Origin of the sequence: Microseira sp. BLCC-F43 (assembly GCF_041929235.1) — a bacterium.
Taxonomy (GTDB): Bacteria; Cyanobacteriota; Cyanobacteriia; order Cyanobacteriales; family Aerosakkonemataceae; genus Microseira.
The window spans coordinates 96,594-110,555 of record NZ_JBHFNP010000343.1 but is presented as its reverse complement, the minus strand read 5'-3'; the positions used below and the strand labels follow the sequence as shown (position 1 = coordinate 110,555).

16 protein-coding genes, 1 tRNA gene and 1 pseudogene are annotated in these 13,962 nt (G+C 44.6%); 15 read left to right on the top strand and 3 right to left on the bottom strand.

Annotated elements, in window-relative coordinates; translation table 11 throughout:
- Both ACE1CM_RS45515 and ACE1CM_RS45510 read right to left on the bottom strand, forming a co-directional pair.
- Positions 1-250: pseudogene (locus ACE1CM_RS45515) on the bottom strand (RNA-guided endonuclease TnpB family protein); the annotation flags it as partial.
- Positions 251-280: 30 nt separating this feature from the next.
- The gene (locus ACE1CM_RS45510; protein ID WP_374886197.1) at positions 281-934 is read right to left on the bottom strand and encodes an RNA-guided endonuclease InsQ/TnpB family protein; all 654 of its coding nucleotides are present in this window, start codon (positions 932-934) and stop codon (positions 281-283) included.
- Between the two features lie 178 nt (positions 935-1,112).
- Between ACE1CM_RS45510 and ACE1CM_RS45505 the strand changes: the two genes are divergently transcribed.
- The 15 genes from ACE1CM_RS45505 (at position 1,113) to ACE1CM_RS45435 (ending at position 12,937) form a co-directional block, all read left to right on the top strand.
- A complete protein-coding gene (locus ACE1CM_RS45505) occupies positions 1,113-1,430 on the top strand; it encodes a hypothetical protein (protein WP_374886195.1) in 318 nt (105 codons plus the stop codon).
- Positions 1,405-2,208: an RNA-guided endonuclease InsQ/TnpB family protein gene (locus ACE1CM_RS45500; protein WP_374886194.1), complete on the top strand. Its 804-nt coding sequence runs from the start codon at positions 1,405-1,407 to the stop codon at positions 2,206-2,208. Before ACE1CM_RS45505 ends, ACE1CM_RS45500 begins: the two co-directional genes overlap by 26 nt.
- 125 nt (positions 2,209-2,333) lie before the next feature.
- A complete protein-coding gene (locus ACE1CM_RS45495; protein ID WP_374886193.1) occupies positions 2,334-3,206 on the top strand; it encodes a class I SAM-dependent methyltransferase in 873 nt (290 codons plus the stop codon).
- A gap of 9 nt (positions 3,207-3,215) precedes the next feature.
- On the top strand, positions 3,216-3,944 hold the full coding sequence (locus ACE1CM_RS45490) for an HAD family hydrolase (protein ID WP_374886192.1): 729 nt from the start codon (positions 3,216-3,218) through the stop codon (positions 3,942-3,944).
- Between the two features lie 49 nt (positions 3,945-3,993).
- A tRNA-Ala gene (locus ACE1CM_RS45485) sits at positions 3,994-4,066 on the top strand.
- A gap of 252 nt (positions 4,067-4,318) precedes the next feature.
- Positions 4,319-6,091 (top strand): DUF262 domain-containing protein, encoded by a 1,773-nt coding sequence (locus tag ACE1CM_RS45480; protein ID WP_374886190.1) that lies wholly within the window; start codon positions 4,319-4,321, stop codon positions 6,089-6,091.
- Between the two features lie 77 nt (positions 6,092-6,168).
- Positions 6,169-6,420 (top strand): type II toxin-antitoxin system ParD family antitoxin, encoded by a 252-nt coding sequence (locus ACE1CM_RS45475; protein ID WP_374886189.1) that lies wholly within the window; start codon positions 6,169-6,171, stop codon positions 6,418-6,420.
- On the top strand, positions 6,417-6,725 hold the full coding sequence (locus ACE1CM_RS45470; RefSeq protein WP_374886188.1) for a type II toxin-antitoxin system RelE/ParE family toxin: 309 nt from the start codon (positions 6,417-6,419) through the stop codon (positions 6,723-6,725). Before ACE1CM_RS45475 ends, ACE1CM_RS45470 begins: the two co-directional genes overlap by 4 nt.
- Before the next feature lie 749 nt (positions 6,726-7,474).
- Positions 7,475-7,768 (top strand): hypothetical protein, encoded by a 294-nt coding sequence (locus tag ACE1CM_RS45465; RefSeq protein WP_374886186.1) that lies wholly within the window; start codon positions 7,475-7,477, stop codon positions 7,766-7,768.
- A 200-nt stretch (positions 7,769-7,968) separates the two neighbouring features.
- A complete protein-coding gene (locus ACE1CM_RS45460; RefSeq protein ID WP_374886185.1) occupies positions 7,969-8,910 on the top strand; it encodes an SDR family oxidoreductase in 942 nt (313 codons plus the stop codon).
- A gap of 91 nt (positions 8,911-9,001) precedes the next feature.
- Positions 9,002-10,177 carry a zinc-dependent alcohol dehydrogenase gene (locus tag ACE1CM_RS45455; protein ID WP_374886184.1) on the top strand — a complete coding sequence of 392 codons (1,176 nt, stop codon included), beginning with the start codon at positions 9,002-9,004 and terminating at the stop codon, positions 10,175-10,177.
- A 268-nt stretch (positions 10,178-10,445) separates the two neighbouring features.
- Positions 10,446-10,817: a hypothetical protein gene (locus ACE1CM_RS45450; protein ID WP_374886183.1), complete on the top strand. Its 372-nt coding sequence runs from the start codon at positions 10,446-10,448 to the stop codon at positions 10,815-10,817.
- A gap of 3 nt (positions 10,818-10,820) precedes the next feature.
- Positions 10,821-11,039 (top strand): hypothetical protein, encoded by a 219-nt coding sequence (locus ACE1CM_RS45445; protein ID WP_374886181.1) that lies wholly within the window; start codon positions 10,821-10,823, stop codon positions 11,037-11,039.
- Positions 11,040-11,249: 210 nt separating this feature from the next.
- Positions 11,250-11,393 (top strand): FAD-dependent oxidoreductase, encoded by a 144-nt coding sequence (locus ACE1CM_RS45440; protein WP_374886180.1) that lies wholly within the window; start codon positions 11,250-11,252, stop codon positions 11,391-11,393.
- A 59-nt stretch (positions 11,394-11,452) separates the two neighbouring features.
- A complete protein-coding gene (locus ACE1CM_RS45435; RefSeq protein WP_374886178.1) occupies positions 11,453-12,937 on the top strand; it encodes a phytoene desaturase family protein in 1,485 nt (494 codons plus the stop codon).
- 100 nt (positions 12,938-13,037) lie between these two features.
- Here ACE1CM_RS45435 and ACE1CM_RS45430 read toward each other — a convergent pair whose 3' ends face one another.
- Positions 13,038-13,844, bottom strand: a complete 807-nt coding sequence (locus ACE1CM_RS45430) for an alpha/beta fold hydrolase (RefSeq protein WP_374886177.1) — start codon at positions 13,842-13,844, stop codon at positions 13,038-13,040.
- Between the last annotated feature and the right edge of the window lie 118 nt (positions 13,845-13,962).

Below are 13,962 nucleotides of genomic sequence, written 5' to 3'. Positions count from 1 at the left end.
GCATATCCACAAACCGCTTGTGGGGAATAGAAACAAAATGTTGATTATTGACTTTTCCCAGACAAACTGCTTGTTTCCACAAAGGATTCAAACCAATTACTAGCGTACCTATACGATGAGCCACCAAAGTTTCCACCACCAGTTTACTAGCATGGTGCAAATAATTATCTACTTTTTGGTTGCGCTTGCGTGTGAGACTTTTAATCCTCGAAGATGTGGTACGATTACCCCGCAGCGATGATTGTAACATTGAGCGATGCTTATTGTAAAAATAATTGATTTACTTGAGCGGTCGTCCGTTAATCAGTAGAGGGGCAAAACCCAACTGATTTGATGTTAACGTTGCCAAGTTATTCACTCCTAAATCTATTGCTGCTACCGCATCACCCTCAACAGTTGACGGGGTGGACTCTTGTTGTTCATAAACTACCTCAATTGTGTAACAATTGCATTTCGGAACTATCCGTACCTGACGAATAGCAGCAGTTTGCACTTTTGTTTTGACGCGGATGTTAGTCATTGATAGACTAATAATGCCGCGCCGCAGCTGAACTTTGCTGATGGCTTGCGCTGTATAAATTAGCATATTTCTCCCGGTTTTTTTATCTTTATACTTGGGCATTTTTGGTCGCCCTAAAAACTTTTGATTACCCGCCACATATGCAGAGATTGCTGACCAAAACGACTGCCAATTCTTGTCTATTAACATTAAAATTTGCTTACTTACTTTAGCTGGCAACGCTTTATATTGCGGCTGGGCTTGCATCAGTTTTTGCAGGGCATTGTAATTGAGATCCCCCCAGCCATAAAAATAATTCTTTCTCAGAATATAGCTCGCTGCATTATAAATATTTTTTGACTTAAAACTCAGGTCGTCTATTTCTGAAAATAGGGGATGGGTTGATTTGATAATGTGTCTTTCAACCAGTTGCATGGAAAACCTAAAAGCTGGTCAACCAAAACACTTATAATTTTACAGGTTTTAGTTACCGCGTTGGCAGAACTTTATTTAAGTTTTACAACGATTCTCCGCCGCCCCCCAACAGTAGCCGCCGCCACTCTTGCGTCATAAATGCTAATAATTGTAAATAAATGCTAAGATTTTAAGTGACTTGTTACAATACATTATCCCTGCTGATGTGCCGTTCCCGTCCTACCATCGTCAACAGAACGATCTGCCCAAACTCAAAGAGTCTTGGACAGCATTGAAAAACGTCGATTCTCAAGTGCTGCAAACGACGATTCGCCGCCTGCATGACACTTGGGAAGCTTTTCAAGCACGGGGGCATGGATTCCCACGCTTCTTGAAGTTTGGACAATTCAAGTATGCTTGTGTTTCCACAGTTCAAGACAAATCCCATTGCTGGGGACAACATCAATCTGCCGAAGATTGGCAATGTCCCCATGAGCTTGTCTCGTCCTATTCCTGATGGATTCAAGGTCAAGCAGGTGCGGGTATTGGCGAAAGCGCACAGAACGCAATGGTATGTGGTGATTTCGATTCAGTCTGATGTCTCTGTTCCTGATATCCCCTTCCACGGAAGATCTATCGGGATTGACTTGGGACTGGAACGATTCGCAACGGTGTCGGATGGTAGCTTTTTTGAGCGCCCCAAGTTTCTCAAGTCTCAACACCGCAAGCTGAAATTGCTGCAAGGTCGAGTAAGTAGAAAACAGAAGCGTTCTGCCAACTGGGAAAAAGCGCAAATCAAGGTCGCTAGATGGCATCATCACATTGCCAACACTCGCAAAGACTTCCATCTCAAAACCGCGCATAAGCTCTGCGATCAAGCTCAGACCATCTTTGCTGAAGACCTCAACACGGTTTTCCTCAATCGAGGAATGCTTCGCAAAGACTGTATTGATGCATCGAGGAGTGCGTTCCTAAGCTTGCTGGAATGGGTGTGTTGGAAACGAGGCGCATTCTTCATGCGTGTCAATCCCAACGGTACATCCCAAACTTGTCCACAGTGTGGTGCAACGGTGCGGAAATCTCTGGAGGTCAGAGATCATCATTGTTCTGAATGTGGTTATCAAACTCATCGGGATCATGCTGCTGCTGAGATGGTGTTATTGCGTGGATTGAACTTAGTACCCGTGGATATTCGGGGAATGGAAACTGTCTGTGCAGGCGTACTACCGGGGTCAAAAATGGCTAGGCAAGTGCCGAAATCTCGCAAGGGAGTAACCAGAAAGCCTAAGAAGTGATTCTTGGGAATCGCCATCATTACGGTGGGGAGGATGTCAAACTTTGTGAAGGGGGAAGGCTAGGTTGAAAGCTGCCCTATCTTGGGATAAGGACTCTTGTCCTTACTACGAACGGGGAAATTATTATGGCAGTTGGGAAAGATACTCTTTGGGAACGGTTCTTAGCGCCAGTGGTGCGGCTATTGATCGATGAGAAGGCGTTGCAGCAGTTCTATGAGAGCATTGATTGGGAGAAAGAAAGCTCGCGCATACGCAATCCGACTCTCACCTACCCTTCCTACTACAGCAGCCAAAACTTCCACGGTATCGAACGCGGATATCTCAACCCAGGCGCTGCGGTATCATACGATCCGGTTACCCAGTACGTCCTACCACCCAACGAAACCTGGGTGCGCCAAGGCTTAATCGACGCCATCGGGGGAAAACCGCGACGCATATTAGACTTAGGCTGCGGTACGGGTTCCACCACGCTACTGTTAAAACAAGCCTTCCCCCAAGCAGAGGTGATTGGTTTGGACTTGTCGCCCTACATGCTGGTAACGGCTGAATATAAAGCCAAAAAAGCCCAACTCGATATCCAATGGCGTCACGGTAATGCGGAGGAAACTGGGTTACCCAATGCTGCGTTTGATGTGGTGACGGCTGCGTTATTATTCCACGAAACGCCACCGGCGGTAACTAAGGCAATTCTGCGCGAGTGTTTCCGACTACTCGTCGCGGGGGGACAAGTCTTGATTTTGGATGGAAATCAAAAAACTCTGCGCTTAGTGGATTGGCTAAATGATATTTTTGAAGAACCTTATATTAAGGATTATGCGGCGGGTAGCGTCGATGCCTGGATGGGGGCGGCGGGATTTGAGGCTGTTTGCACCCACGATGTGTGGGGACTGCATCAACTCACCCAAGGAATCAAACCCATTCCCGGACAAACAGCATCAGCTGCATCTTCAACATACATCCCATTTGATTCTGAGGGTTTTGCAGCCCCAGCTTTTTAGCACATCGGCATGAGTTTAAAGGCGGTTTTATTCGATTTCAACGGTGTCATTATCAAGGATGAGCCGATCCACGAGCAGCTGATCGAACAGCTTCTGATTGAGGAGAATCTGCGACCTAAACGGGGAGAGTTTCGGCAATATTGTTTGGGTAGGAGCGATCGCGCCTGTCTCAACGATATCCTACTCCGTCGCGGTCGCTTCGTCTCGGATGCCGTCCTCAACGCCTTAATCGCCCGCAAAACTCAAGCCTACCAAAGTCTGTTACAGACAATGTCCCAATTACCCATCTCTCCGGGCTTAGAAGATTTTATTTTAAAGCTACAAGCGGCTAATCTTAAACTCGCGGTCGTCACCGGCGCTCTGCGTGCGGAATTAGAAATAGTATTGAATCGCACTAATATTGCTCAGTATTTTTCTGGAAGCGTGACGGGGGACGACCTAATGGTTAGCAAGCCCGCGCCGGATGGTTATCTGCTGGGAGTCGAGCGGCTGAATCAAATGTATCCCGATCTCAACTTGCAACCGTCCGAGTGTTTGGTAATAGAAGATACCCAAGTCGGGATTACAGCGGCGAAGCGTGCGGGGATGGATGTGGTTGGGATAGCAAATACTTACCCGTTTCACATGCTGCAACGTCAAGCTAACTGGACGGTGGATTATTTTTGGGATCTGGAATTAGACCGGATACAGGAAGTTTATTCCCGCCACGATCCGCAGCCCAGTATAACCGAGTGCTAGAATACAGAATGCCAGTCAGTTGATTTTAGATTGAATCTAAATTCGACAAGGGGGATTAGCTCAGTTGGTAGAGCGCTGCGATCGCACCGCAGAGGTCAGCGGTTCAAGTCCGCTATCCTCCATTGATTTCATACCAAACCATCTAAAGTCTACTAAAAGTCTACTAATGTAAGTATTAGCGACAAAAGAGCGTCGTTGTGCCAAGGGTTAATCCCAGTGGGAAGGGTCGGAATGTTTATGATTATGATTCTGACTTGCTGGGATTGACGGTGATGGAGTATTTGCTGGAATATCATCAGCTTGTAGACAAGGCTACCAGGCTATAATCAAACAACTTAAGGCTTAGCTCTTAATTGCAAGCGGAGAACTACAAAATGGCCGAATTGGTTTCTCAGCCGACGTCAATCCAGTCAGTCTATACGTTGTACAGGGAAGATAAGCTGTATGTAAACCGTCGGTACCAGAGAAAATTGGTTTGGACTCTCGAGGAAAAGCAGAAGCTAATCGAGTCAATTCTTAAAAAATACCCTGTACCAGCGATTTTAATTGCGGAGCGGGATAGCTCGCCGGGAACCTACGAAATTATTGATGGCTTGCAAAGACTGCAAGCTATTATGGCATTCATCGAAACGGCATTCTCTACTCCAGATGGAAAGTACTTCGATCTTCAGTACTTTCCAACAGCGAAGAGCCGTGCAGATGAAGGCTTGTTTGTACCGAAGAAGGAGGCAGATTCGTATCTCTCTCAGAGAGAAGTCAGCACGATACTGGACTACACTCTTGCCTTCTCAGTGATGCGTAATGCGACAGAAGCAGAAATAAACGACGTTTTCAATAGGGTTAACACGTATGGACGTCGCTTGAGTGACCAAGAAAGACGTCAGTCTGGTGTACAAAACGATTTTTCTAACATGGTTAGAGAAATTGCTTGCACTCTTCGAGGAGATCAGTCCGCCGATATTCTTCCACTTAAGTCGATGCCATCTATCAGTATCGATCTACCGATGACGAAGCACGGTTATGAAGTTCAGGCTAATGAAGTATTTTGGGTGAATCAAGGTATCCTGCGCTCAACTGACTTGCGAGACAGCATGGATGAACAATGCATTGCGGATATAGCTGCGTGCATTGTGGGTGGAAAGATCATCGAGCGCTCAAAAGATGCTCTTGATGAAATCTACAAGCTTGGAAGCTCGGAATCAGAACGAGTCACAGATGCGCTTGAGATATACGGCAGCAAAAAATTTGCTGAGGAATTCAAATACTGTGTTGATGAAATTATTAAGGTTTGTAATCAGGGTGGGACTGAAAAACTCAGGAGTATTGTATTTAGCACGAGAACAACTAACCCTTTTCCATCTGTTTTCGCAATCCTTGTAATTGCCTTTCACGAGTTAATAATTAAAGAGGGTAAGAAGATAATAGATTATTCAGGCATTAGAACAAACATTGTGGATCTGGCTGATAGGATAGCCACAAGCCGAAAGGGTACGTCACCTGACGAGCGGCGCAAAAATGTAGATCAAATCAAAGGGCTTATTGGAAAGTTTTTCATTGAATCAAATATTCGAGCTCAGATTTATGGAAATCATGCTACAACTGATATTGAGAGTGCCATCAGAAGAGCAGAGATTGAACTTTCTGATTATGAGCTAAAACAGGGAATGCTTTTGCTTTCTAATCAACGCAAAATTGATAAAGAAATTATCGATAAGGTCATCAAGACTATCTGTGCGATTGCTAACAATGGACCAAACAGAATCGGTAAGGTGATTATTGGTGTTACTGACAAAGATGCTGATTCGACTAGGATCAAGGCTCTGGATGGCATAGAGCCTAAGAAAGTAGGAAAGCGATTTGTTGTTGGAGTTAATCGAGAAGCAAAGGTTCTCGGAATATCGGTAGAAAACTATTTCTCGAAATGGAAGGATGCGATAAAAAATTCTGAAATATCTCCGTCGCTAAGGGATTCAGTTTTGTCAAATATGGATTTCAATTCATTTTACGGCTTAGGTATTATTATCATCACTATTCCGCCTCAGAAGGAACTTTCGTATGTTGGAGAAGAAATCTACTGGCGTAATGGTGACGCGACTGAGCTTGCAAAGACGCCAAAACAAATCGCTATGTTAGCGCAGCGCTTCTAAGATTCACATGAGTCCAAGCCAACCTAGTTTGGTTTATCCGAACAATAACCCTGAACTATTGAATCAGTAAAAGAGTTATGATCGCGCTTAATATTTCGCTTCCTGAGACAATTCAATCGTTTGTCGAGCAACAAGTCGCTAAGGGAGGTTACAGCAATGCTTCGGAATACATCCTGCACCTGATTCTGCAAGAACAAGCCAAAGCTGCACGAGTTGAGGCATTATTACTGGAAGGTTTGGATAGTGGCGACCCGATAGAAGCGACAGATGATTGGTGGGAGCAAAAACGCACTCAGTTGATGCAAGGACTTCAGGAAACTCAGGAATGACCAAACGCATTGTCATCACGCCAAGGGCAAGCCAAGATATAGACGAACACTTTGCTTACATTGCCCAGAACAACTCAGATGCAGCCTTGCGATTTTTTGATGCAGTACGTCAGACCTGTGCTAGATTAGCCCAAATGCCAGGGATGGGTCGGTCTTATCCAGTAACTAATCCTCGTTTAGAGGGCTTGCGGAAGTGGTCAGTTAAGGGATTTGAGAAGCATCTGATTTTTTATTTATCTTTTGATGACTACATTGAAATCGTGCGAGTTCTGCACGCCGCACGGGATATTGAAGCGATTTTATAACAACAGGAAGGTGAATAAATACGACAGTGGTGCGATGGCTTGTCGATCAAGAAGTATAGCGACTGTATAACTCAGTACGCCATCCGGTAATTCAGAACAAACGTACTTACTCTAGGAGTATATTATCCCATCTGCTGTAAAAGATGACATATTAATATTTTAAATAAATAAAAATAATTTTAGAACTTAGGCACGACGATCTTATCACCAAAGTTTCTTGCTAGGATCTCTCGTTGCCAAACCGACGATTTTTCATAGAAACTTTGGTGTTTGCGTAAGTCCTGAATTTGTTAAAGCCGAGCGGTAGCTTGAGTTTAAACAGCTATAATACTTACTGCGTAAGCATTCCAGCGATTTTAGCCTCAACGACATTAATGTGTTGGGACGACAAATAAGTTTAGGACTTACGCACCCTGCGCCAAAAACAAAGGTGATGCGTCAATCTCTAGTAGAGACGTTACATGTAACGTCTCTACAATTAAACCCAGGATTTTTCGGATCGCCCCTTGTTTTTTTGCGTAAGTCGTGAATTTGTTAAGCAACACCTACTCTGGCAAAAAGCATAGGACCGACATCCAGGGGCTGCTTACTTTCTCTTTCTTCCGATAGAAGTTAGAGTAAACAGCAATCGTTAATGTAACTAATGAAGACAACTAAACCAATGTTCCATAGCTCCCGACTTTAAACTGTCCGGGAAACCCTTCGCCATTCCTGGCGATAAAAACCGGCTAATTGTCAAACAAAAATAAATGAAGAACCAGTATGATTTCTGCGACGAATATACTTTAGCAGAAACAGCCGAAAACCTTGCTAAAAAAGCTGTGAAGTTAGGATTGATCCAGAGTTTTGTCGTCCGGGTTTTTGCCGATAGCTGGCAATTTTACATTCCCAAGGAAAACGAATCCGAACCCCTGACGCCAGAACAAGCATACCTATATCTGAAAAGATTAGTGGAACAGGCTATTGAAGAGGATGCACCGGATGCGGGGACACTAAGGACGCGGGGACACCACATGGTAGGAGGGAGGGGATTCCAACTTTGAACAATTTTCTGTTTCTAGCGCGTTTAAATTCAGGAGGATCGGAGCGGGAGCTTCGCTCTTGAGAATGGAGCACTCTTAGCGTTTCCCCAACTCCTTTGTCTGGGCGTCTTCTTGGTCAGGGAACTAAGGTCGGCGCTAATTCTAAAAATTAGAAAATTGCCAAAAATCGCGACAAAAATTAAGGTTTTGGAGAAGTATTGATGATGGAATTAAAGCGGATCGATCGGCAGGTTGTTGCAGTCGTTGGAGCTTCCAGCGGCATCGGGCGCGCAACAGCTTTTGAGTTTGCCAGTAGAGGTGCAAAAGTAGTCGTTGCTGCTCGCAACGAACAAGGATTGAAATCGTTGGTAGAGGAGATTCAAAGCATTGGCGGCGAAGCGGTGGCAGTTGTTGCGGATGTGGCGAATTTCGAGCAAGTAAATGCGATCGCCGACAAGGCCATCCATGCATACGGGGGACTCGATACCTGGGTACACTGCGCCGCTACCGGCGTCCTCGCCATGTTCGATCAGATAACCCCAGAAGAATTTCAGCGCGTTATCGATGTCAACTTGATGGGGCAAGTATACGGGGCAAAGGCAGCACTACCTTATCTCAAACAAGAAGGACGCGGCGCATTAATCTGTATTTCCTCAATGGAAGGTACGCGCAGTTTGCCGCTGCAAAGCCCCTATTCCGCCGCCAAACATGCTTTAGAAGGCTTTCTCGAATCTTTGCGCGTCGAACTGATGCACGAAAAAATTCCTATTAGCGTTACGACCATACGCCCTGCGGTAATTAACACCCCCTACTACAACAAAGTTCGCACCAAACTAGGCGTTAAACCTACAGGAATACCGCCCTATTATGACCCCAGATTGGTTACCGATGCTATCCTCTACGCCGCCGAACATCCAATTCGCGATTTTATCGTTGGAGATGTGGGCAGAATATTGGATGCATTACAACGAGTTTCGCCGCCACTCGTGGATAATTTGTTACTGCTAATCAGTTTTGCGGGACAGCGAACAAACGAGCCAAAATCCGAAGATGCGCCCGATAATTTATTCGAGCCAATTGATGGATACAACCGCATTTATGGTGATTTTGGTAAATTAGTAATACCGAGTTTGTCAGATTGGTTGGTTAAGCTAATACCGTAAAACCACAAATAAACCGGGTTTATCTATACTAAAAAACCCGGTTTATGGCTCTAAGCTAATACCGTAAAACCCATCAAAAAAGGAGAAAGAAATGAAAGCAGTTTGCTGGCATGGGGCGAACGATGTGCGGGTTGAAACAGTACCCGATCCAACAATTGTCAACCCGCGAGATGCCATTTTAAAAATCACATCGGCAACGATTTGCGGTTCGGATTTGCATATTTACGACGGCTACATTCCCACAATGAAAAAAGGTGACATTATCGGTCATGAATTTATGGGAGAAGTCGTCGATATTGGCAGGGAAGTCAAGCAGTTAAAGAAAGGCGAACGCGTGGTTGTTTCTTCGATTATCGGCTGCGGTCAATGCTGGTTTTGTCAGCAACAAATGTGGTCGCTGTGCGATAACTCCAACCCCAACGCCTGGATGCAAGATAAAATTTACGGCTTTGGCACATCGGGCATTTTCGGCTACTCCCATGCCTTTGGCGGCTATGCAGGTGCTTTCGCCGACTACGTGCGCGTACCATTTGCCGACTATGGTGCAATCAAAGTTCCCGAAGGCATTCCGGATGAAAAATTACTGCCTATTTCCGATGCTTTTCCCACGGGTTACATGGGGGCAGAAATGTGCGATATTCAACCCGGAGATATCGTAGCAGTTTGGGGTGCAGGCCCGGTGGGATTATTCGCGATGAAAAGCGCTTACATGTTAGGTGCAGAACGAGTTATCGCCATCGACCGAGTTCCAGAACGCCTGCAAATGGCTAAAGAATTCGCCCATGCAGAAACAATTAATTACGAAGAAATTGATGCAGGCGAAGCACTTAAAGAAATGACCGGCGGACGTGGCCCCGATGCCTGCATTGATGCCGTAGGATTAGAAGCACACGGCATGGGTTTAGAAGGATTTTACGACGAAGCAAAACAGGCGGTAAGATTAGAAACCGATCGCCCTACCGTACTGCGACAAATGATGGTAGCTTGTCGCAAAGGCGGCACTCTTTCTATCATGGGTGTTTACAGTGGTTTTGTAGACAAAATCCCGATGGGTGCAGCTTTTAATAAAGGCTTGACCTTCAAAATGGGGCAAATGTTCGGTCAGAAATACATGGCGATGTTGCTGGGTCGAGTTTTAGAAGGTGAAATCGATCCATCCCAAGTTTTTACCCATCGCTTATCCCTAGACGAAACGAAACACGGCTTTGAAATTTTTAAGCACAAAAAAGACAACTGCATCAAAGTCCTGTTGAAACCAGGCTTGTAGTAACCCTGAAGCGGTAATGGGTAATGGGTAATGGGTAATGGGTAATTGTCAAGAGTAAGCGCGGGTTTTACCTGCTAGAAACCGGGTTTCTGTGCAAAATTGTTGAGCAAGGAAAGAGATCTAGGTCGAAACTTTGGTGATGCTCTCGTTAAAGCGGTCCCTACTGCCAATGAATCCAATTACCAATTACCAATTACCAATTACCAATTACCGCTGTCACAACTATTAACTAGCAACTTGAGTTACTTACCAAAATGAGGAAAAATCTATGAATCGAATAATTTCCAGGTTACAAAGCGTTCTAGCCCGCGCAATTTTAACTACAGTTATCGTAGGAACTGCGTTTTTAATCAATGTTGCTCTTGGCTTTGGGAATCCTTTGCCAGCTCATGCTTTACCCTTGCTAACAATTGACAGCAGTTCTTATGCCGTCGATCCCGATAAGGAGCGGCTACCGACTTATGCCAAAGCTGATGGAAATCAAAAACCCGACCTGATTGAAAATTCCAGAGAAAAACTCAAAAATGCGGCTGATAACATCCGAGAAAAGCTCAATCTCGCTCAACCTCTGCCTGAGAGTAGGAAAGAATTTTTAAATGGGGATAAAGACACTACCGATTTGGGGATCAAGGGTCAATAAAATTTGGAATATCAGGGTGCTAAAACTGTGGGGGGAAACATGAAAGTCGAACCAGATACTGAAGTTGATAAAACGGTAACGATTGACAAATTGCTGGCAGATCTTTACCAATTTATCGAAGAACTTGAGCAGCAAGTCAAAAACAATACCTATCCGTTAAAACAACAAGTGACGCCGGTTGGTAACCTAGCTTCATCGCGCGATTCCGCGCAGATATGCTGATCGCACGAGTAGAGCGAACGCCCAAAGGGCGAATCCCATTGTCGGCGATTGATTAAGAAAATGGTGCGTTACGCTATCGCTAACGCACCCTACATTTTTTAACTACAAATTTACCTAAATTTTATATTCCATCTTGGGTTAGAAGTTAAGTAAACAAGTGAAGGTTAATGTTTTGACAGAAGCGGTGTTTTTCTGACAAGTCTTGCAAACATGGAAGTTTACGACGTTGTAATAATTGGTGCAGGACACAATGCGCTAGTTTGTGCTGCTTACCTACTAAAGGCTGGCTATAGGGTTTTATTAATAGAAAATCGGGCAATTCCTGGGGTGGTTCAACAACAGAAGAAAGCTTAAAAAAAGCAGATCCTGGCTTTAAATTTAACCCTTGCGCTATCGACCACATATTTATTCACTTGGGACCAGTTGTTCAAGAACTGGAGCTAAACAAATATGGGTTGGAATATCTTTTCTATGACCCCACTGTTTTTTGTCCCCATCCGGATGGGAAATATTTCCTCGGTTACCGTTCGGTTGAGCAAACTTGCGCTGAAATTGCCCGGTATAGTCCCAGAGATGCGCGTAAATACGCTGAATTTATAGACTTTTGGCAGCGGGTTTTGGGGATGCTGATTCCCATGTTCAACGCGCCGCCAAAATCGTTAATTGATATATCGGGAAATTTTGACTGGGCAAAGCTTAAAGACTTTTTTTCTTTGATGGGTCCCCCCGATAAAATATTGGACTTGGTGCGGACAATGTTCACCAGTCCGATGGATTTATTAAACGAGTATTTTGATGAAGAATTTGTCAAAGCTCCTTTGGCGCGTCAAGCATCGGAACTCAGTTTACCTCCTTCTCAAAAAACGGGTGCGGTTGGTTCTATTATGATGGCAATGCGTCACAATCCTGGCGCTGCTAGACCAAGGGGCGGCACTGGTGCATTGACGCAGGCATTGGTGAGATTAGTTATGAGTCAAGGCGGAGTCATCCTCACCGAACAACAAGTTAAAAAAGTTTTGGTAGATAATAATCGAGCGGTGGGGGTTCGACTGGCGAATGGTAAGGAATATCGAGCAAAGTGCGGTGTGATTTCTAGTATTGATGCTAAGCGTTTGTTTTTACAATTAATCGATGAAAGCGATGTGGATGGGGCAGATCCAGAGTTGCGCGATCGCATCTCTCGTCGCATCGTTAATCATAACGAAAGCATCCTCAAAATTGACTGCGCTTTATCGGAACTTCCTCGCTTTGTACATCACAATCATAAAGACGAATATCTCACCGGCGCTATTTTAATTGCCGACTCGGTTGACCATGTAGAATTAGCTCACACCGATCCAGACATTGGCAGAATTCCCGACGATCCCTCTATGTTTGCCGTCGTGCCTACAATCGTAGATCCGACGCTAGCACCGGAAGGCAAGCATACCCTGTGGATCGAATTTTTTGCCCCCTATCAAATTAAAGGTGCAGAAGGTACGGGATTAAACGGCACGGGTTGGACCGACGAATTAAAGCACAAAGTCGCAGATAAAGTCATCGATAAATTGGCAGATTATGCACCGAATATCAAAAAATCTATCATTGCCCGTCATGTAGAAAGTCCTGCCGAACTCGCAGAGCGTTTGGGTTTCCTGAAAGGCAATTACTATCACCTCGATATGACATTCGATCAGATGATGTTCTTCCGCCCCTTGCCGGAATTAGCCAACTATAAAACCCCGATTGAAAATTTATTTTTTACCGGGGCGGGAACTCATCCAGGCGGGTCAATTTCCGGAATGCCGGGGCGCAATTGCGCTCGCGTTTTCTGGCAAACTCAGCACCCAATTGCTCAGAAGTTCGCTGATGCTGGCAATGCCCTTAAATCAACGGCAAAATCTGTCTTCGGCACTTAGAAAAAGCGGGTTGGTGCGGTACTGGTAATGGCGTTCCCAGGCAGAATTACGACCTGTGGGAGCAATTAGCAATTACCAATTACCAATTACCAATTACCAATTACCAATTACCGCTTGAGTTACTAACTGATTCCCGCTCAATTTCATCAATAAAATCCGATACAATCACCGTAAATTTTTCGGGGAAAAACAGTATCCATTCGTGGTATACTCCATCCAAAACTAGCAGTTTGGCACCTTTTATCCCTTGGGAAAACTCTTGAGCAAATGGAAGAGGCGTCAGCAGATCGTTTGCTCCCCACAAAACTAAACAGGGAGATTCAATTTTGGGCAAAATGAGTCTGATATCTTTTTCTATTGCCACCCATGCTGCTTGGATAACCTTGTCTGGGTTGAATAAGCTGTTATACAACACACTTTTAAACATCTCAAGCACAGGATCAATCTTCATTTGCCCCATTTGTGCGGGCATTTCAATTGCCCTTTTCAACAATACCTCTACAGGGGAACCCAGAGGAATACCCGTACTATCAACTATTGTGATACTGCGGACAAGCGACGGTTTTAAGGCTGCTAATGCTAGGGCTATAGCTCCTGCTATCGAATGTCCAATAACATGAACTTTTGGCAATTTTAAAATGTTGATAAAATCTATCATCACCTCAGCATAGTCGCTGTAATCTTGAACGCAGTTAGGAGCTTTTGATTTTCCAAAGCCTGGTAAATAAGGAGCGATAACTTGGTAACGCTGAGCTAAGCTATTTAAGCTGTCTTGATAAGGTTCAACGCCTACGCTCCAGCCATGTAAAAACAGTATGGGAGATGCCATCGAAGCTTTCCCACCTTGGAAATAAGAAATGCTGCAATCTTCCCAAGCAACTTGCTTTTCTATAAAGTCCCCTTTCATTTCACTCTCCTTTGTTACAGGCGATGTTTCAATTTTTAAAATAATATCATGTCCGTTTGCTTCGTTATCGCGGTGGGGGCGGGTTTATTTTAGCGATCTGTTGTATTCAAATACGCAA